General features: G+C 44.1%; 22 protein-coding genes. 17 read left to right on the plus strand and 5 right to left on the minus strand.

Translation table 11 applies throughout. The features are described from left to right. Positions 1–23: 23 nt before the first annotated feature. Positions 24–854, plus strand: coding sequence for an octanoyl-[GcvH]:protein N-octanoyltransferase (lipL, locus tag AC3A54_RS11715; RefSeq protein ID WP_487654596.1), 831 nt, complete (start codon positions 24–26; stop codon positions 852–854). Positions 855–1050: 196 nt separating this feature from the next. On the opposite strand, the gene AC3A54_RS11720 is transcribed toward lipL, so the two are convergent. Beyond that, complete coding sequence (locus tag AC3A54_RS11720; RefSeq protein ID WP_487654597.1) at positions 1051–1794, minus strand: RsfA family transcriptional regulator; 744 nt, start codon at positions 1792–1794, stop codon at positions 1051–1053. Positions 1795–2072: 278 nt separating this feature from the next. On the opposite strand from AC3A54_RS11720, the gene AC3A54_RS11725 reads away from it, so the two are divergent. The 3 genes from AC3A54_RS11725 to AC3A54_RS11735 all read left to right on the plus strand — a co-directional run bounded on the left by AC3A54_RS11725 (position 2073) and on the right by AC3A54_RS11735 (position 4313). Next, complete coding sequence (locus AC3A54_RS11725; protein ID WP_307283366.1) at positions 2073–2294, plus strand: YuzB family protein; 222 nt, start codon at positions 2073–2075, stop codon at positions 2292–2294. A gap of 142 nt (positions 2295–2436) precedes the next feature. Then, positions 2437–3735, plus strand: a complete 1299-nt coding sequence (locus tag AC3A54_RS11730; protein ID WP_335545840.1) for an HD domain-containing protein — start codon at positions 2437–2439, stop codon at positions 3733–3735. A 74-nt stretch (positions 3736–3809) separates the two neighbouring features. After that, positions 3810–4313, plus strand: a complete 504-nt coding sequence (locus AC3A54_RS11735) for a YwgA family protein (protein ID WP_335545849.1) — start codon at positions 3810–3812, stop codon at positions 4311–4313. Positions 4314–4348: 35 nt separating this feature from the next. On the opposite strand, the gene thmT is transcribed toward AC3A54_RS11735, so the two are convergent. After that, positions 4349–4534 carry a 2-hydroxymuconate tautomerase gene (gene thmT, locus AC3A54_RS11740; protein WP_335545843.1) on the minus strand — a complete coding sequence of 62 codons (186 nt, stop codon included), beginning with the start codon at positions 4532–4534 and terminating at the stop codon, positions 4349–4351. A gap of 189 nt (positions 4535–4723) precedes the next feature. Between thmT and AC3A54_RS11745 the strand changes: the two genes are divergently transcribed. Then, on the plus strand, positions 4724–5374 hold the full coding sequence (locus AC3A54_RS11745; RefSeq protein WP_335545851.1) for a site-2 protease family protein: 651 nt from the start codon (positions 4724–4726) through the stop codon (positions 5372–5374). Positions 5375–5388: 14 nt separating this feature from the next. Next, entirely contained in the window at positions 5389–5901 is a 513-nt protein-coding gene (locus AC3A54_RS11750) for a YwhD family protein (protein ID WP_309857468.1), read from the plus strand. 279 nt (positions 5902–6180) lie between these two features. On the opposite strand, the gene AC3A54_RS11755 is transcribed toward AC3A54_RS11750, so the two are convergent. Continuing rightward, positions 6181–8241: a transglycosylase domain-containing protein gene (locus AC3A54_RS11755; protein ID WP_487654598.1), complete on the minus strand. Its 2061-nt coding sequence runs from the start codon at positions 8239–8241 to the stop codon at positions 6181–6183. Between the two features lie 349 nt (positions 8242–8590). On the opposite strand from AC3A54_RS11755, the gene speE reads away from it, so the two are divergent. The 5 genes from speE to AC3A54_RS11780 all read left to right on the plus strand — a co-directional run bounded on the left by speE (position 8591) and on the right by AC3A54_RS11780 (position 13188). Next, positions 8591–9418, plus strand: a complete 828-nt coding sequence (speE, locus tag AC3A54_RS11760) for a spermidine synthase (protein ID WP_308081777.1) — start codon at positions 8591–8593, stop codon at positions 9416–9418. 122 nt (positions 9419–9540) lie between these two features. After that, positions 9541–10413 carry an agmatinase gene (gene speB, locus AC3A54_RS11765; RefSeq protein WP_487654599.1) on the plus strand — a complete coding sequence of 291 codons (873 nt, stop codon included), beginning with the start codon at positions 9541–9543 and terminating at the stop codon, positions 10411–10413. 187 nt (positions 10414–10600) lie between these two features. Next, positions 10601–11029: a YwiB family protein gene (locus AC3A54_RS11770; protein WP_487654600.1), complete on the plus strand. Its 429-nt coding sequence runs from the start codon at positions 10601–10603 to the stop codon at positions 11027–11029. Further along, positions 11026–12699, plus strand: coding sequence for an arginine--tRNA ligase (gene argS, locus AC3A54_RS11775; protein WP_487654601.1), 1674 nt, complete (start codon positions 11026–11028; stop codon positions 12697–12699). Before AC3A54_RS11770 ends, argS begins: the two co-directional genes overlap by 4 nt. 309 nt (positions 12700–13008) lie before the next feature. Then, positions 13009–13188 (plus strand): H-type small acid-soluble spore protein, encoded by a 180-nt coding sequence (locus tag AC3A54_RS11780; protein ID WP_308081781.1) that lies wholly within the window; start codon positions 13009–13011, stop codon positions 13186–13188. 62 nt (positions 13189–13250) lie between these two features. Here the strand turns inward: AC3A54_RS11780 and uvsE are convergent, their stop codons facing one another. Both uvsE and cls read right to left on the minus strand, forming a co-directional pair. Beyond that, positions 13251–14207: a UV DNA damage repair endonuclease UvsE gene (uvsE, locus tag AC3A54_RS11785; protein WP_487654602.1), complete on the minus strand. Its 957-nt coding sequence runs from the start codon at positions 14205–14207 to the stop codon at positions 13251–13253. A gap of 72 nt (positions 14208–14279) precedes the next feature. Continuing rightward, the gene (gene cls, locus AC3A54_RS11790; RefSeq protein WP_487654603.1) at positions 14280–15482 is read right to left on the minus strand and encodes a cardiolipin synthase; all 1203 of its coding nucleotides are present in this window, start codon (positions 15480–15482) and stop codon (positions 14280–14282) included. A gap of 178 nt (positions 15483–15660) precedes the next feature. Between cls and AC3A54_RS11795 the strand changes: the two genes are divergently transcribed. From AC3A54_RS11795 to AC3A54_RS11820, 6 genes are all read left to right on the plus strand, one after another. After that, positions 15661–17772: a heterodisulfide reductase-related iron-sulfur binding cluster gene (locus tag AC3A54_RS11795; protein ID WP_487654646.1), complete on the plus strand. Its 2112-nt coding sequence runs from the start codon at positions 15661–15663 to the stop codon at positions 17770–17772. A gap of 292 nt (positions 17773–18064) precedes the next feature. After that, positions 18065–19252: an acetyl-CoA C-acetyltransferase gene (locus tag AC3A54_RS11800; protein ID WP_487654604.1), complete on the plus strand. Its 1188-nt coding sequence runs from the start codon at positions 18065–18067 to the stop codon at positions 19250–19252. A gap of 273 nt (positions 19253–19525) precedes the next feature. Further along, a complete protein-coding gene (locus AC3A54_RS11805; RefSeq protein ID WP_487654605.1) occupies positions 19526–20377 on the plus strand; it encodes a 3-hydroxybutyryl-CoA dehydrogenase in 852 nt (283 codons plus the stop codon). Between the two features lie 115 nt (positions 20378–20492). After that, a complete protein-coding gene (locus AC3A54_RS11810) occupies positions 20493–21623 on the plus strand; it encodes an acyl-CoA dehydrogenase (protein ID WP_487654606.1) in 1131 nt (376 codons plus the stop codon). A gap of 202 nt (positions 21624–21825) precedes the next feature. Then, positions 21826–22965 (plus strand): acyl-CoA dehydrogenase, encoded by a 1140-nt coding sequence (locus AC3A54_RS11815; RefSeq protein WP_487654607.1) that lies wholly within the window; start codon positions 21826–21828, stop codon positions 22963–22965. 11 nt (positions 22966–22976) lie between these two features. Continuing rightward, the gene (locus tag AC3A54_RS11820; RefSeq protein WP_487654608.1) at positions 22977–23648 is read left to right on the plus strand and encodes a TetR/AcrR family transcriptional regulator; all 672 of its coding nucleotides are present in this window, start codon (positions 22977–22979) and stop codon (positions 23646–23648) included. The last annotated feature ends 4 nt before the right edge of the window (positions 23649–23652 follow it).

Raw genomic sequence — 23652 nt, forward strand, 5'->3', positions numbered from 1 at the left:
CTGACGGGTAAGGAGTTAGGCGAATGGAAGGTTTACTGCGCCAGCCAGAGTGGCGAATCATTGACCAGTCTGCAGTTGGCATTCATTTTCAAGCAACACAATCCTTTGGCACGGATGATACCTTGTGTGCCTCGGTTGGAACCGGAAATGCACCAGCCACAGCGCGGACCTGGGTTCATCACAATACCGTAGTGCTAGGAATACAGGATACGAAACTGCCATTCTTACAGGAAGGCATCGACTATTTAAAGCAAGAGGGCTATCAGTCTATTGTTAGGAACTCCGGTGGCTTGGCGGTCGTTTTGGATAAAGGTGTCCTCAATATCTCGTTAATTTTTCCAGAGGCTGAAAAGGGTATTGATATAAACCGCGGCTATGATGCGATGTGGGACTTGATTCAGCGCATGTTTTCTGATTTTCCGCACAGAATAGAGGCGAGAGAAATTGTCGGATCCTATTGTCCTGGAAGCTATGACCTTAGTATTGACGGGAAAAAATTCGCCGGTATCTCCCAACGACGGCTGAAAAAAGGTGTTGCTGTTCAAATTTACCTTTGCGTCAATGGCAGCGGTAAGGCAAGGGCGGAGTTGGTGAAGCAATTTTACCAACGGGCAAAAAAAGAGGAGCCAACCAAATTTGAATACCCTCTAATTGTGCCAGAAGTTATGGCTTCTCTTTCAGAATTACTTGGCACACATTTCACGATTGGGGATGTCATGCTGCGCCTATTAAACCAGTTAAAAAGCAATAGTGATTATTTAGTTGCCGGACAACTAAACGAATATGAACTTTCATTATTTCCCGGATATTATCAAAGGGTCGTCGAGCGAAATGAAAAGATAGCGGAAAGGTAAAAAGAGGCTGGCTCATCGAATGAGTCAACCTCTTTTCTAAATGGGATGCTGCGCTTGTTCTCTTCTCCCAATTGTCTAGCTCCAGCGCCTAGCCCCTCGGGTCAAATAACCTTCGGCAATAAAAGTCAAAGGCGGACTTTTCTCGCCGAAGAACATTTGCCTGTCGGGGCTGACCAAGTCGCTTCCGCTTTTCTATTTACTCTGCCACTTTTTCTAGGTTCCCGTTACGGTCCATTTTAAATTTTGTAGCAGGTCTTTCTTCTTCTTCGAATAAAACGAGCTTGCGGGCACGGTTCATAATCTTCATTAAGGTCTCGTAATCTTCTTGAATGGTCTCCGTATTTTGCTCGAGTCCGGCGATCTTATTGGATAACTCTTCATTTTGCTTCCTTAATTCGGTGATCTCTCGCTTCAATCTTTCATTCTCACTTTTTAATGCTTCATTTTGCAGATTGGCATGATGAAAGTTTTGTAAGTAAGAAATTACCGAATCAAGCGTTAGTCCTCCAGAAGTTGCTGGTGCTGGCTTATAGCTTGGTGCTGCTGGTTTTACATAGGTTTCAGTGGCCATTTCTGCTGTCATATCTGGCATTTCAACCGTTGTTTCCACTGGCATTTCCATAGAAAGCGGTAGTGCTTCAAATTCTTCAGAAGTAGTAATCTGTGGGCTATATAGAAGCTTTTTCTTGCCACCTTGTTCTTTTCCTAGCACTCTTTGTCTTTGTTTCCGCTGTTTTTTAGCTAATTGCAATGCTTTTTCATACGTGTGACGAACCACTGCGTTCCACCTGAAGCCACAGGCAGCAGAAGTCCTGTTCAGCTTGTCACCCACCTCTTCAAAGGCATTCAGCTGTGTACTTCCTTCTCTTACATGGCGAAGGACAGTCTCAGCTAATAATAGATCATTTTCATCTGTCCATGCATCTTGACGTACTTTCATATTTTTCAACTCCCTAAAATAATTTCCTTTACAGTGCAGTCTTGTTTCTGACTAATTTTTTAAAGTTCTAGTCTTATGATGGACAAGTTTTTCAGGGTTTATACCAAAATGATTAAAAGGATACTAGATTTTTTAAATGAAAGATTTAGTCTTGGTGATGGGGATTGCTAAAGATTGCAACTTGCATTCAAAAACAAGAAAATGTAAAATACCAATGGAGTAAATATGGATATACTAAACAATAGATAAATGATTGATTGTAGAAAGGGTTGTACCAAATGTCCAATGAATTTCGTGTTTGCGATGATTGTCAGGCCGTGAATTTAAAGACATTGATCCCTCGTTTGAAAGATTGCGATCCGAATGCCGAAGTCAAAATTGGCTGCCAGTCTTACTGTGGACCTGGCCGGAAAAAGACCTTTGCCTTCGTTAATAACCGCCCGGTTGCCGCATTAACGGAAGAGGAATTAATGGAGAAAATAAATAAAAAGATAAAATAATCACCTTAAGCAAACTGATTAAGGTGATTTTCTTTTTTTATTAGAGTTGTGTGAAACTGATTTTGTCGAAAACTACTGCAGAATTCTGCTGGTTTTTGGGATATAATAGGGAAAAGAAAGTCAACGAGGAAGAGGGAAGTCCATGCAATATTCGGCGGAAAAACTGAGTGAAGAAAAAGTGTTTAAAGACCCCGTCCACCGCTACGTCCACGTGCGTGATTTGGCGATTTGGGACTTGATTGGAACAAAAGAGTTTCAGCGTTTACGGCGAATCAAACAGCTTGGAACCACCTTTCTAACCTTTCATGGTGCAGAGCACAGCAGATTCAACCATTCGCTGGGAGTATACGAAATCGTCCGCCGAATTATCGACGATGTGTTCGCAGGAAGGCCGGAATGGAACGATGATGAACGACTTCTTACCCTGTGTGCGGCCCTTCTCCATGACCTGGGGCACGGACCGTTTTCCCACTCCTTTGAAAAAGTCTTTGGTTTCGACCACGAAGATTTTACCCGCGCAATTATTTTAGGTGATACAGAAGTCAATCGTGTGCTCTTGAAGGTGGGACCGGATTTTCCTACTCAAGTAGCTGAAGTGATTGAAAAAACATCCGAGAAAAAGCTTGTTGTGAGTCTGATTTCAAGCCAAATTGATGCTGACCGCATGGATTATTTGCAGCGTGATGCCTATTTTACCGGTGTCAGCTATGGGCAATTTGATATGGAACGGATTCTACGCGTGATGCGGCCTAGAGAAGACCAGGTTGTGATTAAAAAGAGCGGTATGCATGCAGTCGAAGATTATATTATGAGCCGCTATCAGATGTATTGGCAGGTTTATTTTCATCCTGTAAGCCGCAGTGCGGAGGTTATTTTGACAAAAATCCTCCATCGTGCGAAACAGTTATTTGAAGAAAACTATTCTTTCAAATATGAACCGTTTCACTTTACGTCCTTCTTTCATGAAAAAGCGACATTAGAAGACTATCTAAAATTAGATGAGTCTGTTATTATGTATTATTTTCAAATTTGGCAGGAAGAGGCCGACCCAATATTGAGCGACCTTTGCCTTCGTTTTGTGAATCGTAATCTATTCAAATATGCAGAATTTGACCCTGCGAAGGAATACAAGAAGCTTGCTGAATTAACTTCCTTATTTCAAAAGGCGGGAATGGACCCTGAATATTATTTGGTGGTCGATTCATCTTCTGACCTACCGTATGATTTTTATCGCCCGGGTGAGGAAGAGGAACGGCTGCCGATTCATTTGTTAATGAAAAACGGGGATTTACGGGAGCTTTCCCGAGAGTCAGAGATTGTGGATGCCATTTCGGGAAAAAGAAGAACTGATCATAAGCTTTATTATCCAGCTGATTTTCTTGAGAGTGATTCCGGCTGTCAGGAGAGTAAAGCGAAAATCCGCGCTCTTTTGGAAAGTTGATAGACAGATGGCCCTTTGAGGCTGAATGGTAGATAATAAGAGACCTGTTTAAATGGAGTAGGAGATGACGAATGTTGTTAAAAGATCATGCGAAGCTGATGCAGGCAATTTTAGTTTCCGGCGAAATTACGGGGAGAAAAAAGCTGCAAAAGATGATATATATTGCAAAAAAGGTTGAATTTCCATTTCAGGAGCGATTCCAGTTCCATTTTTACGGACCGTACTCTGAGGAATTGACCACTAGAGTAGAAGAGCTCTGTAATATGGGCTTTCTGAATGAAGTAAAAGAGAAAAAGGGCGGCTATTTTCAATATCGCTACTCACTGACGGATGCTGGGAAAGAGTTTTTGAGCATGAATAATGTGGACATGCCATGCCTGCAGGATTGCCTCGTGGATATGAATGAGCAGAATGCTAGATTCCTTGAGCTTGTTTCTACGGTATTATATTTTGATAATCTTCCAAAGGAAGAGGTTGCGAATAAGGTCTTTACGTTGAAAAGCAGTCAGCGCTATACCGAAGCAGAAATTGATGAAGCATACCAGTATATTGAAAGCTTGAAGGCGAAAGTACAGTAAAAAAAGTGGAAGCGCAAGGGCGCTTCCACTTTTTCTTATTTATCACTAGCGCGGACACCGCCGACGCCGTAGTGGTTCTTGCTCATTTCTTCAATGAAAACGGTGATGTTTTCTTTTGGAGCGCCTGTTGTTTCGCTGACAGCGTCAGTTACTTTAGCCACTAAGGCTCTTTTTTGGTCTTCGGAACGTCCTTCTAGCATTTTGACTGTAACGTATGGCATGATCATTACCTCCTTGTAAACGTAACTAGTTTTAAGTTTCCCTCATTCTGCAAAAAAGTGCAATAATAGTCGGCATTTTTGATTTTCTTTTTCCAAGCGATTTCATGTATACTTAAAGAAATATAATAGAAGAAAGAAAACGGGGGCATGCCTTCCGTTCAGTAAGGAAGGAGAAACCAATTGGAAAATTTGGAACATTTTCTTGCCTATCCGCTAAAAGAAATTCCCTATGTTGTCATTACGCTTATGTTAGCGTTCACCTTTCATGAATTTGCACATGCCTATGTAGCCTATAAATTCGGTGACATGACAGCAAAACAACAGGGACGTTTGACGCTCAATCCGATTCATCACCTTGATCCATTTGGAACCATCTTGATTCTGATTGCCGGCTTCGGCTGGGCTCGTCCTGTCCCGGTGAATCGGTTCTATTTTAAAAAACCGCGCCTGGCTGGCGTTCTTGTTTCTGTTGCAGGGCCTTTAAGCAATCTAGTCTTAGCTTCGATTGGCTTTATCGTTTGGTATGCATTAAACCGTTTTGGTTCCATACCATCTGATAATTTTATTGATTTCCTCAATATATTTATTAATCTGAACGTCGTATTATTTATCTTTAATCTACTCCCACTTCCGCCTCTTGATGGGTATCGGATCGTGGAGGATTTAGCACCGAATCATATTCGTGCTAAAATGACCCAGTATGAACAGTATGGAGTTTTAATCTTTTTAATACTAGTCATTACACCACTGGACCAATTTACAATTCAGCCGATTTTTGGTGTCGTCATCCCGTGGGTATTAGAAGGGTTAAGTAATTTCTTTTATAGTATGTTTTTTTAGGAGGGTTACGTTCTATGGATGAAAAAAAGAAAAAGCTAGGTTTTAACATAATAAAGAAAAGCGATCCAATGGATAACCATAAAGGGTTTGGAAAAGGAGTGTTGAGCCTTGATAATGTGTCGCCTGTCTTCATTGATATCGATGCGGGAGAAGCGGTAATCGATGTAGGTGCGATGCATGCCCGCAGTGTGGTGGAGAAGGGAATCAAATTTTTACCGAATAAAGAAGAGGTTCCAAATGGTAAGCCGTATTGGCTGGTGTGGGTGACGATTGACCGCCATGAAGAGGGACCTTATTATGCCGGTGTGACAGCTTGTTATATGACGGTTGACCGTGAAATCCGCCGTGGCTATAAATCGCTTCCAGAGCATGTCAACCGCATGGATAAGTCGCTTAAACGCCATATTATCGTTGCTGATATGGATGACAAGTCAAAGCAGGTGCTAGCGGACTTTTTGAAAAATCATAATGAAGTATTGTGGAATAATTCTACAGACGAATTGAAACAAGGGTTAAATGCTCAGTAAAAAATACCGTAAGATAATTTTTGGTAGTTTTTTTAAACAATAGATAGTATGATAAACAATGTGTGAATACACGTAAAACTAGGACAAGAAAAGCTCCGGAGCACTCCGGAGCTTTTCTATTTAGCATAATAAGAAAGACAAAATTCGACTTCGAGAATTGTCCAGCTCCAGCGCCTAGCCCCTCGGGTCAAATAACCTTCTGCAAGAAAAGTCAAAGAGAGCAACTTTATTGCAGAAGAACATTTGCCTGTCGGGGCTGAACAAGGCGCTTCCGCTTTTCTAATTCCAAGGCATAATCTTTTTATACCAAGGGACCTTCTTATTGTCCTTCTTTTTGGTTGAATCAGGATTTTTAATGTGTTCGGTGCAATAGTCAGTTGGCTCCGTACCGGCAACAAAATAAGTGAAACGGCGGACTGGGCAATCCTTTGTTGCCAGCTTGCCGTTTGCCGGATTCACGTAAACGCCGACGACTCCTTCTTTTGGCGGTTTAAACGCTTTGACTGGCTTTCCATCTAAAGCTTCCTCCATAAAGTTCGCCCAAATTTTCTTGGCGTACGTCTTCTCTGCTATAAGCTCAAGCGGCTTCCCAATATCATATCCTGCCCACACAGCCGTCACGAGCTGTGGCGAAAAACCAATCATCCAACTATCGGTTTCGGTAGAACCGGATTTTCCTGCATAGGGACGGGTAATGTTTTTAATTACCGTACTTCCAGTGACCTTGGCATAGCCATTTAGTTTTGAATCAAAAATTCCCGTTAGCATTTGCGTCATGACATATGCCTTGGCTGGATCTAATACCTTTTCAGTCTGATTTTCTTTTTCAAAAATGACATTGCCATTATAATCTTCTACTCTTGTAATAAAGGTTGGGTTTACACGTTTTCCACCGTTTGCAAACAGGCTGTAGGCATTAGCCATCTCGATTACCCGAACACCTGAGGTTCCTAGCGCAAGCGACGGGACCTCTGCCATTTTTGTAGACAAGCCGAAACGCTTGGCGGCCTTAATTAATGTATCTTCTCCTAAAAATAGATGAGTTTTCACAGCAAAAATATTATCAGATACGGCGAGCGCTTGAGCGAGTGTAATTTCTCCATCTGCATACTTATTGTTAAAGTTATGCGGGGTATAATCTGCCTGGCCGTCATCAAAATGGAAGGTTGTAAATTCACTTCTCATGGTCGAGGAAGGGGTAAACCCCTGCTCAAGTGCCGCATAATACAACAGAGGCTTGATGGTCGAACCTGGCTGCCGAACGGCTTGAATCGCCCTGTTAAAAGGACTTTTCTCATAGTCGCGTCCTCCAATCATGGCCCTCACATATCCGTTCTTCGGATCCATTGCGACTAAACCGACCTGTATTTCAGAGGTGCTAGCCACATATTGATTGACTTGGCGTTCTGCTGCTTCCTGCTGGTGTAGGTTAAGAGTCGTATATACCTTTAAACCGCCGAGAGCAATCGTGCGGTCATCTAAATGTAATTGATTTTTCAACGCATTTTTGACCGCATCCTGAAAATAAGGAGCAACCTTCACCTTTTGAGTCGAATGAACACCCACTAAGGTGAGCGGCTGTTCTACTGCTTTTTTAGCAGTCTTTTTCGAAATGTATTTGTTTTTGACCATGCTTTGTAAAATAGTATGCTGCCGGGTTTTCGCTCGCTCCATTGACGCGAGCGGAGAATAATAGCCTGGCCCCTTTGGAATGCCTGCGAGCATGCTTGCTTCCGCCAAGGTTAAGTCCGCTGCCTTTTTTCCATAATAATATTGGCTTGCAGCTTCTACACCGTAAGCACCGTTGCCATAGTAGATGGTATTTAAATAACCTTCCAGAATATCCTTTTTCGAATAGTTCATTTCGAGGCGAATGGTATAGAATGCCTCATGCAGCTTTCGTTTCCACGTCTTGTCGTGCTCAAGAAAGAGATTCCTTGCGTATTGCTGGGTGATCGTGCTGGCTCCCTGCACTTTGGCAAAGGCTTGCACGTCGGCAATCACCGCACCGGCAATTCGTTTGAAATCAAAGCCATGATGCTCGTAAAAATTTTTATCTTCAATTGAAACGGTCGCATTTACTAAGTCAGGTGAAATATCCTTCAACCGCACCCAGTACCGTTTTTGACCACTATTGCTTTCGCCAATCAAGGTTCCATCATCTGCAAAAAATAAGGTAGATTGCGGAACCGCGAGCGGAGGTGCGCCTAGTATCTTTGCGTAGGCCAGAATGCTACCAAAGATAATAAGCATGCAAATCATGCCTATCAAACTGATGATAATAAAGGCACGCAAATATTTTATGGTCTTCCGAAACCCTTGATCAGTCATGATTTCCATTAGATTCACCCCCAATTAGAAAAGCGGAAGCGCCTTGGTCAGCCCCGACAGGCAAATGTTCTTCGGCAGGAAAAGTCCGTTTTTTGACTTTTCCTGCCGAAGGTTATTTGACCCCGAGGGGCTAGGCGCTGCAGCTAGACAATACTCATAAAAATTTAGATAGTAATAGTATTGAAAAAATAGAGTCTTTTTAAACATTTTTCGTATAAAAATGAAATTTTTCTTAAATTTTGCTAGACTTTTTCTTATGTTTGTAATTCAATAGTTTGGGTAGCATAAAAAAATGAAGTGATTATCTTATAATCACATGACTGCATAAAAATGAGATGAACTGAAAGGAAGATAAAATATGTCAATTTGGTTTACAGAAAAGCAAACCGAAAATTTTGGTATCACAATGAAAGTAAATAAAACATTACATACAGAGCAAACGGAATTTCAAAAGTTAGATATGATCGAAACAGAAGAATGGGGCAACATGCTTCTATTAGATGACATGGTTATGACTTCTGTTAAAGATGAGTTCGTTTACCACGAAATGGTGGCACACGTTCCTTTATTCACACATCCAAACCCTGAAAACGTACTAGTTGTTGGCGGCGGTGACGGTGGCGTAATTCGTGAAGTGTTAAAGCACCCAAGCGTGAAGAAAGCAACGCTTGTTGATATCGACGGGAAAGTTATCGAGTATTCTAAAAAGTTTCTTCCTGAAATTGCTGGAAAGTTAGAAGACCCACGCGTAGATGTACGTGTAGACGACGGCTTCATGCACATTGCGAACAGTGAAAACGAGTATGATGTCATCATGGTTGACTCTACAGAACCAGTTGGTCCTGCAGTAAACCTATTTACTAAAGGCTTCTATGCTGGAATTTCTAAAGCATTAAAAGAAGACGGAATCTTTGTTGCTCAATCAGATAACCCTTGGTTCAAAGCGGACTTAATTCGCAATGTTCAACGTGATGTGAAGGAAATCTTCCCAATCACTCGTTTGTATGTAGCCAACATTCCTACGTACCCAAGCGGCCTATGGGCATTTACAATCGGTTCAAAGAAATACGATCCATTAGAAGTAAGCGAAGATCGCTTCCACGAAATCGAAACAAAATACTACACAAAAGAACTGCACAAAGCAGCATTCGTATTGCCTAAATTCGTTGGCGACTTAGTGAAATAATGGCGGACAAATAAGGGGGACAGTCCCCCGATGTGGTAACGCGTTAAAAGGTCGGGGGACTGTCCCCCGACTTGGTGATGCGTTAAAGTGATGGGGGACTGACCCCGGGAGGAGGATTTTTGATGCGTTTTGATGAGGCTTATTCGGGTAATGTGTTTATTAAGAGTCACCCGAGTTTTGAAGAGAGCCAGGTGGTTCTTTACGGGATGCCGATGGATTGGACAGTAAGTTACCGCCCGGGTTCTCGTTTCGGTCCTGCTCGGATCCGCGAGGTTTCCATTGGTCTTGAAGAGTACAGTGCCTACCTTGACCGTGAACTGGAAGAGGTTAAGTATTTCGACGCGGGTGATATTCCGCTTCCTTTTGGAAATCCGCAACGAAGCATTGATATGATTGAAGAGTATGTGGATTCAATTCTTGCTGCAGGCAAGTTCCCACTTGGTATGGGTGGAGAGCATCTTGTTTCATGGCCGGTGATGAAGGCGATGTATAAGAAGTATCCTGATTTAGCAATCATCCATTTTGATGCACACACCGATTTGCGCGAGCATTATGAGGGCGAGCCGTTGTCGCACTCGACTCCGATTCGTAAAATTGCGGAGCATATCGGACCTAAAAACGTATATTCTTTCGGAATTCGTTCAGGTATGAAGGAAGAATTTGAGTGGGCGATGCAAAATGGCATGCATATTTCTAAATTTGAAGTGCTTGAGCCTTTAAAAGAAATTTTGCCAACACTTGCGGGACGTCCGGTGTATGTGACGATTGATATCGATGTATTGGACCCAGCGCACGCACCTGGAACGGGAACGGTTGATTGTGGCGGAATCACTTCTAAAGAGCTTCTTGCTTCGATTCATGCGATTGCTCGTTCAGAAGTGAACGTCGTGGGTGGAGACCTTGTAGAGGTAGCTCCAATTTACGATCCTTCTGAACAAACAGCCAACACGGCGAGCAAGTTAATCCGTGAAATGATTTTAGGATGGGTGAAATAGGTTTCCATCCAAGATAAAGTTTTTGATTGGTGCCTGTCCCATTGGGGCGGGCATCTTTTGATTTGTATCCTAACAATGTTTATAATAGAAAAAGTATGCGGTGACGCGCTTATGTCAATTATGAGGACTATAACCAGTCGAAAGAACAGGTTAAAGTTCCTTTTTAAAAAAGGAAGTGCAGTTTCGTTTGTCTACTCATGAGATTCCAATGAAGATTAAGGTGAAAACGACGATTGAGCAGGACGGGGACAAGGAAACCTATGAGTTGATGGTGTTTGGCCGTTATCTTGAGAAGGATGGTGCCTCGTTTCTTAAATATGAGGAAGTGCAGGACGAAGGTAGTGTTCGCACGATTGTGAAGGTGGCGGATCAGGACGCATTGATTTTACGAGGCGGTGCGGTGAAGATGCGGCTGCCGTTTCGGTTGAATAAGGTGCTTCGCGGAAGTTATGAGATGCCGTTTGGTGTGTTTGAAACGTTGACGATGGCCAAAAGGTTGGAGCATTCGTTTGAAAATGGCCAAGGCTTGATTGATATATTGTATGATTTTAAGATGCAGGGTTCGCCCGGTGGTACATATCGATTAGAAATTACCTTTGAGGAGGATGAGAAATGAATATAGTAGAGATGACGCAAAGTAAGATCAAGGAAGAGATTCGGGCGGCGGTTCTGAAGGCAGAGCTTGCGACGGAGGACCAGATTCCTGATGTAATCCTGGAGACTCCGAAGGATAAGGCGCACGGGGATTATTCGACGAATATGGCGATGCAGCTGGCTCGTGTGGCGAAGAAGGCGCCGCGGATGATTGCGGAAGCGTTGGTTGAGCATTTTGACCGCTCGAAGGCATCGATTGAAAAGATTGAACTTGCGGGACCCGGGTTTATTAATTTTTATATGAATAATTCGTATTTAACGGATTTGATTCCAACGGTTCTTGAGGCAGGGGAAAAGTACGGGGAAACTACGGTTGGCGGCGGCCAAAAGATTCAGGTGGAGTTTGTTTCGGCGAATCCAACGGGAGATTTGCACCTTGGACATGCTCGCGGTGCGGCTGTTGGGGACTCGCTGTGCAATGTGTTAGCGAAGGCGGGCTATGCAGTTTCCCGGGAATATTATATTAATGATGCAGGAAACCAGATTAATAATTTGGCGAAGTCTGTTGATGCTCGTTATTTCCAAGCGCTTGGCATGGATAAACAAATGCCGGAGGACGGCTACCATGGGGCGGATATTGTTGGTATCGGACAGGCGCTGGCTGATGAATTTGGCGATAAGTATGTGAATGTTGCCGAGGAGGAGCGTTTTGAGTTTTTCCGTGAGTATGGTTTGAAGTTTGAAATGGAGAAGTTGAGGAAGGACCTTGAGGATTTCCGCGTGGGCTTTGATGTGTGGTATTCTGAGACGTCTCTTTATAAGAATGGAAAAATCGATGAGGCATTGGACGCGTTACGTGCAACTGGCTATATCTATGAAGAAGAGGGCGCGACTTGGCTTCGTTCAATGGATTTCGGCGATGATAAGAACCGCGTGTTGATTAAGCAGGACGGGTCTTATACCTATTTGACACCGGATATCGCATACCATAAGGACAAGCTGGACCGCGGCTTTGAAAAGTTGATTAATATTTGGGGTGCGGATCATCACGGGTATATTCCTCGGATGAAGGCGGCGCTTCAGGCATTGGGCTATGATCGTGATACGCTCGAAGTGGAAATCATTCAGCTCGTTCATCTTTATAAGAACGGGGAAAAGATGAAGATGAGTAAGCGTACCGGTAAGGCGGTCACGATGCGTGATTTGGTGGATGAGGTCGGCCTCGATGCGACTCGTTATTTCTTTGCGATGCGCAGTTCGGATACGCATATGGATTTCGATTTGGATCTTGCGGTGTCTGAGTCAAATGAAAATCCTGTTTATTATGCACAGTATGCGCATGCTCGTATTTCTAGTATCCTGCGTTCAGGGGAAGAGCAGGGTGTGAAGTTTGATGCGGATTCGGCTGATTTTTCATTGGTGACGTCTGAAAAAGAGATGGACTTGTTGAAGAAGGTTGGTGAGTTCCCGGCTGCTGTTGGGGAGGCTGCTGTGAAGCGTATGCCGCACCGCATTACTAATTATATCTTTGATTTAGCGTCGACGTTCCACAGCTTTTATAATGCGGAAAAGGTGCTGGATATGGACAATGTCGAGCGTACGAAGGCGCGCCTTGCGTTGGTAAGATCGGTGCAGATTACGTTGAAGAATGCTTTAGCGTTGATTGGTGTTTCGGCTCCGGAGAAAATGTAGATTGTTATTTATGAAAGTGGCTCCTGATTTGGGGGCCATTTTTTGTTGTTTTTAGGTATTTGGAGAGTAAAATGGTAAAAAGACGAGTAAATCGTGAAAGTAGACGAGTAAAAGGTGGAAATTGACGAGTAAATTTCAAAAATGACGAGTAAACCTCAAAAAGAGACGAGTGAATGGAACAAATGAGTAAATCGCTGTCTTGGAGGAGATAAAACGGGACAATTCCACATAAAAAAACCAAAATAATGAATACTATCCAAAAAAATGCAGATAGTAATAAAGAATTATGAGTGAGGAGTGACCGATTGCATGAATGTTGGAAGAGCAAAGGAAATTATGGAATCAGCCGATATGATTAACGTGACGTACGATGGAACGCCAGTGATTATTCAAAACGTGGACGAAACCACCAGAATGGCCCGGATTTATTCCAGAAAAGACCCTGAGAACGAAAGAGATGTGCCTGTTTTAAATCTAATAGAGGAATAAAACGAAAACGGGGACAGTCCCCCAGTGCGATGAAGCTTCACTCCGCTGGGGGACTGTCCCCCTTATTTTATTTCAATCGTCCCTCCACTAATCCGCTTGTATCCCCGCAGTTTACTCAAATCCTCGATGAGTTTTAATGCTGCTTGGTCTTTCGACTTGGCTTCAATCATGAAATCGACATCTTGACCTGACTCCTTCAACAGTTGTAAAAAAGGCATAATGAATTCCGGATCCACAAAATCTGCATGAGAACGGAATTCTTTTTCCGATTTAGGCGAGGAGATATGAATTTTGGGAATATGCGGCACATGCTCCCACGTCTGGACAATCCGCGGCCACAGCTCCTCTAGCGAGGCTTCAGACAGATTTGCCATATGGTGGTGATAGTCAAACACCAAGGGAATGGTTTCTTTTTCACATACCACTAGCGTTTCCTCTGCGGTATAGGTCTTATCATCATTTTCTAACGTCATGACCTGTTTAATATGGGCCGGCAGGGTGGTTAAGTTTTGGTGAAAACGAATCAAGGTCTCCTGCTTATCCCCGTAAGCACCACCGATATGTATATTAATCAAGCCTTTATCGGCAATCCCCATCGCTTCAAACATTTGATAATGATAGCTCATGTCGATGACCGCATTTTTGGTAATAGTGTTTTTTGGCGAGGTAAACAAAGTAAATTGATTCGGATGGAAGCTAACCCGCAGATGATTGTTCCGAACCAGATCGCCAAGCTCTTCCCACTCTTTTTGAAAGGGGGTGGTAAAGTCCCAGCGCACCTCTGGATGGGTGGCGAGGGGGACAATGGAGCTAGACATCCGATAGACTTCAATTTCATGGGCAAGATTGAAATACAGCATTCGTTTCGTGTGCTCGATATTTTGCCTCGTCACATCCAGCAGCTTTTCTGTGCGCTCCTCGGGGCTAAGCTGCTGATAACGGGTGTAGGTGAGTGTCTTAGCCGGAGAAGCATCCCATAAAGTTATGGCAGTCGAAACATAGCCAAAACGAATTTTCATATCAGTAGCTCCCTTCTGGGGACAGTCCCCCATTGCTTTAATACGTTACTACTCCGTGGGACAGTCCCCCCCTTATAGGAAAAATGCGATTAAGCGGGCAAAACTCTCTTTCAGTGACCGTAATGGATTGGGTATGTTCAGGACTTCTAAAGTCAGCAACGCGGAGTCTTTGATGTCCTTTTCGATTACTTCCTTTACACGCCTGATAAAGGCAGGGTCATAGATATAACAGTTGATTTCCTTGTTTAAGAAGAAGCTGCGGTTATCGAAATTAGCGGTGCCGATGTCGCAAATCGTATCGTCAATCACCATCGTTTTTGCATGATAAAACCCATTTTTATATTGATAGACGACCGCTCCTTTTGTTAGCAGTTTTCGTAAATAACGATAGGATCCTTCCTGAACAAGCATATGGTCAGCGGTATACGGAACAACAACCGTAAGCGACACGCCGCGGCTTATCGCTTGAAGCAATTCCTTCATGACTCGTGTACTTGGTACAAAATAAGGGCTCCCGATAATAATGGAATGTTGGGCCTTTTGGATCACCTGGATAAACTTTTCCTCTAACATGCCGGCCTCGGTTGGAACAAACTGATGGCGGACAGGACCCTTAGAAAGCGATGGGAAATAGGCCGGTTGATGCTGGAGGTTTTCACCCCCATACTCCGCCCAGTCAATCATAAACTCACTTTGTAATGAATGAACACTTTCACCCAATATTTTTAAATGGTAATCACGCCAAGGACTTAGCTTTGGGTCTTGATCAATGTATTCCTTACCAATATTAAACCCGCCAACATAGCCGATTTTCCCGTCGATTATCGAAATTTTACGGTGATTGCGGATTTGAGAGGAGTAAAAAGGAAACGGCAACTTAATGCGGTTGCTAAATGCAAATTTGACCCCCGCCTCTTTAAGGGCTCTTACCGTTGACGCCTTGATCCTCCAACTGCCGAGACGGTCAATCAAAAGCCGCACTTCCACCCCTTGTCGTGCTTTTTCTTTTAAAAGAGCGAGAAATTCCTGGCCGAACGGATCATCTTTGACAATATAAAAGAGCACATGAACATGCTTCGTTGCTTGACGAATTTCTCGGAAATAATCAGCGAATAATTCCTTTCCATGTGTAAAAATGTCCACATGGCCATGGAGGATGCTTGTTTCCATATAACTAACAATAGAAAGATGCTTCTTTCGTCCTAATCTAAAATCTAATACGAGCCATATAATGATGAGTAGTAGTAGTGCGCTTAAAAAGATGGCCAAGCTCATGTAGAATCTTTCCTCCAATCGGTTTCATTAGTGTTTCCGAACCGGTTCATTTCTATAAGTCGAACGAATTTTGCAAAAATTGGTTGACTGAATGCTCATTCATAATATAATAGAGGTAAGATAGAGTTCAGAAAATTTACTATTTTCTTGTAAGAACTGGGGAAAGGGGCGTTAAATGATGAATGTTCTTTTGTGGATTAACCTCATTGCATTTTTAGTTGTAACCGCTTACGCTGTCAGCCTATTTGTTTATGTGGTTAAGACTCGGATTGAATTTATTAAGTTGGGGAAAAAGGTCGAGTTTGATAACAATGTCAAAGAGCGGCTGCAAAAAATTTGGGTTAATGTGTTTGGACAGAAAAAGCTGTTAAAGGATAAAAAGAGCGGCGCTATTCACGTTATGTTCTTTTATGGATTCATTCTCGTTCAATTTGGCGCCATCGATTTTATTTGGAAAGGACTTGTCCCAGGTTCACATCTGCCACTTGGTCCGCTATATGCAGGTTTCACGTTTTTCCAGGAAATCGTCACACTGACGATCCTCGTTGCGGTGATTTGGGCTTTTTACCGCCGCTATGTGGAAAAATTAGTTCGATTGAAGCGCAATTTTAAATCTGGGCTTGTATTATTGTTTATCGGCGGCCTTATGGTTTCCGTATTGGTCGGAAATGGAATGGGCATCATCTGGCACGGTGAAGAGGCTTCATGGACTGAACCGGTGGCTTCCCTGATTGCAATGGGCTTTTCATGGATAGGAGAGACAGCCTCCATCACCATTTTTTATGTAGCATGGTGGATGCACTTATTGTTCTTATTAACTTTCTTAGTATACGTGCCGCAATCCAAGCACGCGCACTTACTGGCTGGACCGGCTAACGTTTATTTTAATCGTTTAGAAAAACCAGGTAAGTTAAAGAAAGTGGATTTTGAAGACGAAACACAAGAGTCCTTTGGGGTTGGCAAAATTGAAGACTTTACCCAGCACCAAATGATTGATTTTTATGCCTGTGTAGAATGTGGCCGCTGTACCAATATGTGTCCAGCAACCGGAACAGGTAAAATGCTGTCTCCAATGGACTTAATTGTGAAAATGCGTGACCACCTCACTAATTATGGTGCGTCGGTAACGTCAAAGCAGCCATGGGTGCCTACGTTTGCTTTTTCCAATACAAAAGGAAACCAAATTGCTCTAGCTGCAGCTGGTCAAGGTGCAGAAGAAACGGCTGCTGCGCTTGCATATAGCCCAAGCTTGATTGGCGAGGTCATTACCGAAGAAGAGATTTGGGCATGTACAACATGCCGCAACTGTGAAGACCAATGTCCAGTTATGAACGAGCACGTAGATAAAATTATCGACCTTCGTCGTTATTTAGTGTTAACAGAAGGTAAAATGGATGCCGATGCACAGCGTGCGATGACGAATATTGAACGTCAGGGCAATCCATGGGGCTTAAACCGTAAAGAGCGCGAAAGCTGGCGTGAGGTTCGCGAGGATGTAGAGATTCCAACTGTCAAAGAAATGAACAAGAAGGGCGAAGAATTCGAATACCTCTTCTGGGTTGGTTCCATGGGATCTTACGATAACCGCAGCCAAAAAATTGCTCTTTCCTTTGCGAAGTTGATGAATGAAGCAGGCGTGAAATTCGCCATTTTAGGCAATAAAGAGAAAAACTCTGGTGATACACCAAGACGCCTAGGAAATGAGTTCTTGTTCCAGGAGCTGGCGACGAAAAATATTGAGGAATTTGAAAAGGCAGAAGTGAAGAAAATCGTTACGATTGATCCGCATGCCTATAATATCTTCAAAAATGAGTACCCTGATTTCGGGTTACAGGCAGAGGTTTACCACCATACAGAGGTTCTATATGAGCTGGTTCGTGACGGGTGCTTGGTACCGAAGCATGCAGTTAATGAAAAGATTACTTTCCATGACTCTTGTTACTTAGGTCGTTACAATGATGTGTATGATCCACCACGTGAAATCTTAAAATCGATTCCTGGCGTGCAACTGGTGGAGATGGAGCGCAATAGAGAAACGGGTATGTGCTGTGGAGCGGGCGGCGGCTTGATGTGGATGGAGGAAGAAACCGGTCATCGTATTAACGTGAGCCGTACAGAGCAGGCACTGGCTGTTAATCCTTCTGTCATCAGTTCTGGCTGTCCATACTGCTTAACCATGCTGTCAGATGGAACAAAGGCTAAAGAAGTGGAAGAGAAAATAGCAACCTACGATGTCGCTGAGTTGCTTGAAAAAGCGGTTTGTGGAGAAGTGAAAGAAATCGCATCGTAATTGTGATTGGCAATGAGAAGAATAGCAAAGGTTGAGATTTTCATTCAAAATTTTAGGAATTTTGTGTAAAACATTTCAACTTTTGCTATTTTTTATGTAAAATAGAAAGTAAGAATAAAACGCTTACATTTCCTTTTTTATTTTCGTACGTGGGCAGTTAGTTTTTTGTTAAACGATCTGGCTTGCGTTATTTTTTGAGATTTTTTCGAGCGAGCGTTCAGTCGCCGGAAACAGATGGGGTATTTTTGTGAAAATATAAGACTGAATATTAGGAAAAGGGAGAGTGTTTTGAATGGGAAAAACGGTTATTTTGAGCGGAGTAAGAACGCCATTTGGAAAACTTGGGGGTGCTTTAAGCAGCTTCACGGCTTCACAGCTCGGGGGAATTGCGGTTAAGGAGGCGTTGATTCGCGCAGGGATTAAGCCTGAAGAGGTAGGGGAAGTCATCCTCGGAACGGTTTTACAAGGGGGTCAAGGACAGATTCCATCGCGCCAGGCTGCTCGTCACGCAGGTTTGCCGTGGGAAGTGAAAACAGAAACGATTAATAAGGTGTGTGCGTCTGGCATGCGCAGTGTGACATTGGCAGATCAAATCATTCGCGCGGGCGATGAAGAGGTCATTGTGGCAGGCGGAATGGAATCGATGAGTAATACACCGTACATTTTACCGAAGGCAAGATGGGGCTTTAGAATGGGTGATTCACAAGTGAAGGATCTCATGATTCATGACGGCTTGAGCTGCGGCTTTACAGGTGTTCACATGGGAACGTACGGCAATTCAACGGCAGAGGAAATGGAGATTTCTCGTGAAGCGCAGGATGAGTGGGCGTTACGAAGTCATGTTCGTGCGCTGGAGGCGATCGAGAGTGGGAAGTTAGCAGAAGAAATTGTGTCTGTAGAAGTGCCGCAGCGAAAAGGGGAACCGATTGTTGTGTCTACGGACGAGGGGCCGCGTAAGGATACTTCGTTAGAACGCCTTGCTAAATTGACACCTGTATTCAATTCAACGGGGACGATTACGGCGGGGAACGCACCAGGGGTGAATGACGGTGCGGCTGCCATCGTGTTGATGAGCGAGGAGCGCGCGGCTCGTGAAGGTCGTGAAATCGGAGCGGTGATTCTTGGTCATGCGGCTGTCGCAGTCGAAGCGAAGGATTTCCCGCAAACACCGGGCCTTGTGATCAATGAGATTTTAAGGAAGACGGGCAAAAGCTTGGAGGAGATTGACTTATTTGAAATCAATGAGGCCTTTGCAGCTGTTGCGTTAGCGAGTGGAAAAATTGCTGGGCTAGATCCGGAAAAGGTCAATGTGAATGGCGGTGCGGTCGCACTAGGGCATCCAATTGGTGCGAGCGGTGCGCGGATTATCATCACGTTGATGCACGAATTGAAGCGCCGCGGCGGCGGAATCGGAATTGCAGCTATTTGCAGCGGCGGTGGCCAGGGTGATGCGGTGATGATTGAGGTGCCGAGAGGATAAGTGTTTGGCGCTACTGGCAGATGGCGGGGGTTAACTGTGGATGATACTGTTATCTGTCGGAGAACGAGGTTTAACTGTCACATAAGGTGGTTTCTGTCGGATAACCCGAGTTTACTGTCGCATAACACGGGGTAACTGTCTGATAACGTGGACTTACTGTCGTATAAGGTAACGTAACTGTCGGATAACATCAGTTTACTGGCGTAAGGACACTTTTTCATAAAAAAGGGGGCTGCGTCCGCGGGGAACAGCCCCCAATCTGGAGGGGAAAACATGAAGGTTTCGAAGGTAATGGTAATTGGAGCGGGACAAATGGGTTCGGGAATCGCCCAGGTCTGTGCCCAAGCAGGATATAACGTGTTGTTAAATGACTTAAAGCCTGAATTCGTGGAACGCGGCTTAGGGGTTATCAATAAAAACCTTTCCCGCAACGTCGATAAAGGCAGAATGACCGAGGAGCAAAAGCAGGAAGTGCTGGCAAGACTAACTGTTTCAACCGATCTAACCGATGCTGCTGGCGTAGACCTCGTCATCGAGGCAGCCGTTGAAAATATGGAAATCAAAACAAAAATCTTTGCTCAATTAGATGAAATTGCTCAGGCGCATACCATTTTAGCGAGCAATACCTCATCCCTGCCAATCACAGAGATCGCTGCAGCGACGAAGCGTCCGGAAAAGGTCATCGGCATGCACTTTATGAATCCAGTGCCAGTGATGAAGCTAGTGGAAATTATTCGCGGCTTGGCAACAGCGGATGAAGTGTATCAAGTGATTGAAGACATGACAAAAACGTTAAGCAAGGTGCCTGTAGAAGTTAATGATTTCCCTGGCTTTGTTTCAAACCGAATTCTCATGCCAATGATCAACGAAGCGATTTACACGTTGTATGAAGGCGTGGCAACAAAGGAAGCGATTGATGAGGTCATGAAACTGGGCATGAACCATCCGATGGGGCCGTTAACTTTGGCTGACTTTATTGGGTTAGATACATGCCTGTACATTATGGAAACACTCCATGAAGGCTTTGGCGACGATAAATACCGTCCATGTCCATTGCTTCGTAAATATGTAAAAGCAGGCTGGCTCGGCAAGAAAACAGGCCGTGGATTCTATACGTACGAATAGGAACGGAAGCAATTTATAAAAAAATACACAAAAACCAGGTGAATCACAACGACATTACATACATTTCTGTGATCTCCCCTGGCAAACGAATCCACCTTAAAAAGGGGAGAGACAAATGAATCTGACATTCACAGAAGAACAAGAAATGATGCGAAAAATGGTCCGTGACTTTGCAAATAGTGAAATTGCTCCATTCGTCGAGAGGATGGAAAAAGGAGAGTTCCCGCGAGAGATTCTCCGTAAAATGGGCGAGCTTGGCTTGATGGGGATCCCAGTGCCTGAAAAATACGGCGGGGCTGAGATGGATTTCACCTCCTATATTATTGCCATCAATGAAATTTCAAAGGTAAGTGCCACACTGGGTGTGATTTTATCAGTGCATACGTCGGTGGGGACGAACCCGATTCTTTATTTTGGAACGGAGGAACAGAAGCAAAAGTATGTGCCGAAGTTAGCTTCAGGTGAATACTTAGGTGCTTTTTGTTTAACCGAGCCGAGCGCTGGCTCAGATGCAGCAAGCTTGAAGTCGCGTGCAGTTAAGAAGGGTGACCATTATGTCATCAATGGCTCGAAGGTATTCATTACCAACGGCGGTGAGGCGGACATTTATATTGTGTTTGCCAGTACTGAGCCAAAGTTGGGCACAAAAGGCATTGCTGCTTTTATTGTTGAAAAAAATACCCCTGGTCTGATCATCGGGAAGGATGAACACAAAATGGGGCTTCACGGATCGAGGACCGTACAGCTTACATTCGAAGATATGCGTGTTCCAGTGGAGAACCTTCTTGGCAACGAAAGTGAAGGCTTTAAAATCGCCATGGCGAACCTCGAGGTCGGTCGCATCGGCATCGCCACCCAGGCGCTTGGTATCGCGGAGGCCGCACTGTCTGCCGCAACGACCTATGCGAAGGAGCGTCAACAGTTTGGCAAGCCAATCGCGGCACAGCAAGGAATCGGCTTTAAGCTGGCTGACATGGCGACAAGTGTGGAGGCTGCGAAACTATTAGTCTATCGCGCGGCTGATTTACGGTGCCGTGGGGTGAAATGCGGCATGGAGGCATCAATGGCAAAGTTGTTTGCCACTCGAACAGCGGTCGAGGTAGCAACGGAAGCCATTCAAGTGTTTGGCGGCTACGGTTATACGGAGGATTACCCGGTGGAGAGATACTTCCGCGATGCGAAGGTAACCGAAATCTACGAGGGTACAAGCGAGATTCAGCGGATTGTGATTAGTAAGTATTTATGATGATTTGTAGAAAAGTTCAAGATTTGTGTAGAAAAACTAGTAAACCGTGTAGAAAAAATTAAAAAGTGTGTAGAAAAAATCAATAAGTGTGTAGAAATCCGAGTCAATCATGTAGAAAAACATAAAAAATGTGTAGAAAAAATCCAAACATGTTCAAACTCAATTAAAAAAACGTGTAGATATCCCAAAGGAGGACCTGAAAATGAACTTTAAGTTAACCGAAGAACATGAAATGATCCGTAAGATGGTTCGTGATTTTGCTAGAAACGAAGTGGCGCCGACTGCTGCTGCACGTGATGAGGAAGAGCGCTTTGACCGGGAGATTTTTGACAAAATGGCGGAGCTTGGTTTAACGGGAATTCCATGGCCGGAAGAGTACGGCGGCATCGGCAGTGACTATTTGGCTTATTGTATCGCCGTTGAAGAGCTTTCCCGCGTCTGTGCATCAACAGGGGTGACTCTTTCTGCGCACACGTCGCTTGCTGGCTGGCCAATCTTCAAATTCGGCAGCGAAGAGCAGAAACAAACGTATCTTCGTCCGATGGCAGAAGGAAGCAAGATTGGGGCATACGGCTTAACAGAGCCTGGCAGCGGTTCGGATGCAGGCGGCATGAGAACAACGGCTCGCTTAGAAGGAGATCACTACGTTTTAAATGGCTCGAAAATTTTCATCACCAACGGTGGTATCGCTGATATTTATGTGGTGTTTGCATTAACTGATCCTTCCAGCAAACAAAAGGGTACAACCGCTTTTATCGTCGAAAAAGACTTCCCAGGCTTCTCTGTTGGGAAAAAAGAAAAGAAACTAGGCATTCGTTCGTCACCAACAACGGAAATTATTTTTGAAGATTGTAAGGTTCCTGTTGCCAACCGACTTGGTGAAGAAGGCGACGGCTTTAAAATTGCAATGATGACACTGGATGGCGGCCGTAACGGAATTGCAGCGCAAGCGGTAGGTATCGCGCAAGGTGCATTGGATGCAGCAGTTGACTATGCAAAGGAACGCCAACAATTTGGTAAACCCATCGCCGCACAGCAGGGAATCAGCTTTAAGCTAGCTGACATGGCGACAGGAATTGAAGCTGCAAGACTATTAACCTATCAAGCAGCATGGTTGGAGTCAAAGGGCCTTCCATACGGAAAAGAGTCCGCGATGTCTAAATTATTTGCGGGTGACACAGCGATGAAGGTAACAACGGAAGCGGTTCAGGTGTTTGGCGGCTACGGCTATACAAAGGATTATCCAGTAGAACGTTTCATGCGTGATGCAAAAATCACTCAAATATACGAAGGTACACAGGAAATTCAGCGCCTAGTTATCTCAAGAATGATCACGAAGTAAGGTGGTTGGGGATGAAAAAGCGGGAAGTACAGGCTTCGGTCAAGGATGAGCGTCTGGTTCAGAAGCGGCGCGATCAGATGATCAAGGGAGCCGTGACACTTTTTAAACAAAAGGGGTTTCACCGGACAACGACGAGGGAAATTGCGAAGGCAGCGGGCTTTAGCATTGGAACGCTTTATGAATACATTCGCACAAAAGAGGATGTTCTCTATTTAGTATGTGACAGCATTTATGATCATGTTAGTGACCGACTTCAGAAAGACCTGGCCTTGAAAAAGGGAACATTGGAAAGCCTTAAGCTTGGGATTGCCAACTTTTTTCAGGTCATGGATGAAATGCAGGCAGAAGTGCTTGTGATGTATCAGGAAGTGAAGTCCCTATCTAGAGACGCCCTTCCGTATGTGTTGAAAAAAGAGATGGAAATGGTGGCTATGTTTGAAAATCTGCTCACGCGTTGCGTGGAAAACGGGGAACTGACGCTGACGGAAAAGCAGGTAGAGCTGATTGCACATAACATCTTTGTTCAGGGGCAAATGTGGGGCTTCCGCCGCTGGGCACTTAGAAAATTATTTACGCTCGAGGAGTACATTGATTTGCAGACCGAGATTTTGTTATCGGGGATTGGCGGCGACGTCACGAGTGCCGAAAAACGTCTGGAAAACGAAACGAATCGCAACCGATAAATAG

The organism is Neobacillus sp. Soil_C_43 (genome assembly GCF_057656715.1).

Coding starts and splice junctions, on each gene's coding strand:
- lipL (WP_487654596.1), top strand. CDS start 24: ATGGAAGGTTTACTGCGCCAGCCAGAGTGGCGAATCATTGACCAGTCT.
- AC3A54_RS11720 (WP_487654597.1), bottom strand. CDS start 1,794: ATGAAAGTACGTCAAGATGCATGGACAGATGAAAATGATCTATTATTA.
- AC3A54_RS11725 (WP_307283366.1), top strand. CDS start 2,073: ATGTCCAATGAATTTCGTGTTTGCGATGATTGTCAGGCCGTGAATTTA.
- AC3A54_RS11730 (WP_335545840.1), top strand. CDS start 2,437: ATGCAATATTCGGCGGAAAAACTGAGTGAAGAAAAAGTGTTTAAAGAC.
- thmT (WP_335545843.1), bottom strand. CDS start 4,534: ATGCCATACGTTACAGTCAAAATGCTAGAAGGACGTTCCGAAGACCAA.
- AC3A54_RS11750 (WP_309857468.1), top strand. CDS start 5,389: ATGGATGAAAAAAAGAAAAAGCTAGGTTTTAACATAATAAAGAAAAGC.
- AC3A54_RS11755 (WP_487654598.1), bottom strand. CDS start 8,241: ATGGAAATCATGACTGATCAAGGGTTTCGGAAGACCATAAAATATTTG.
- speE (WP_308081777.1), top strand. CDS start 8,591: ATGTCAATTTGGTTTACAGAAAAGCAAACCGAAAATTTTGGTATCACA.
- speB (WP_487654599.1), top strand. CDS start 9,541: ATGCGTTTTGATGAGGCTTATTCGGGTAATGTGTTTATTAAGAGTCAC.
- argS (WP_487654601.1), top strand. CDS start 11,026: ATGAATATAGTAGAGATGACGCAAAGTAAGATCAAGGAAGAGATTCGG.
- AC3A54_RS11780 (WP_308081781.1), top strand. CDS start 13,009: ATGAATGTTGGAAGAGCAAAGGAAATTATGGAATCAGCCGATATGATT.
- uvsE (WP_487654602.1), bottom strand. CDS start 14,207: ATGAAAATTCGTTTTGGCTATGTTTCGACTGCCATAACTTTATGGGAT.
- cls (WP_487654603.1), bottom strand. CDS start 15,482: ATGAGCTTGGCCATCTTTTTAAGCGCACTACTACTACTCATCATTATA.
- AC3A54_RS11795 (WP_487654646.1), top strand. CDS start 15,661: ATGAATGTTCTTTTGTGGATTAACCTCATTGCATTTTTAGTTGTAACC.
- AC3A54_RS11800 (WP_487654604.1), top strand. CDS start 18,065: ATGGGAAAAACGGTTATTTTGAGCGGAGTAAGAACGCCATTTGGAAAA.
- AC3A54_RS11805 (WP_487654605.1), top strand. CDS start 19,526: ATGAAGGTTTCGAAGGTAATGGTAATTGGAGCGGGACAAATGGGTTCG.
- AC3A54_RS11810 (WP_487654606.1), top strand. CDS start 20,493: ATGAATCTGACATTCACAGAAGAACAAGAAATGATGCGAAAAATGGTC.
- AC3A54_RS11815 (WP_487654607.1), top strand. CDS start 21,826: ATGAACTTTAAGTTAACCGAAGAACATGAAATGATCCGTAAGATGGTT.
- AC3A54_RS11820 (WP_487654608.1), top strand. CDS start 22,977: ATGAAAAAGCGGGAAGTACAGGCTTCGGTCAAGGATGAGCGTCTGGTT.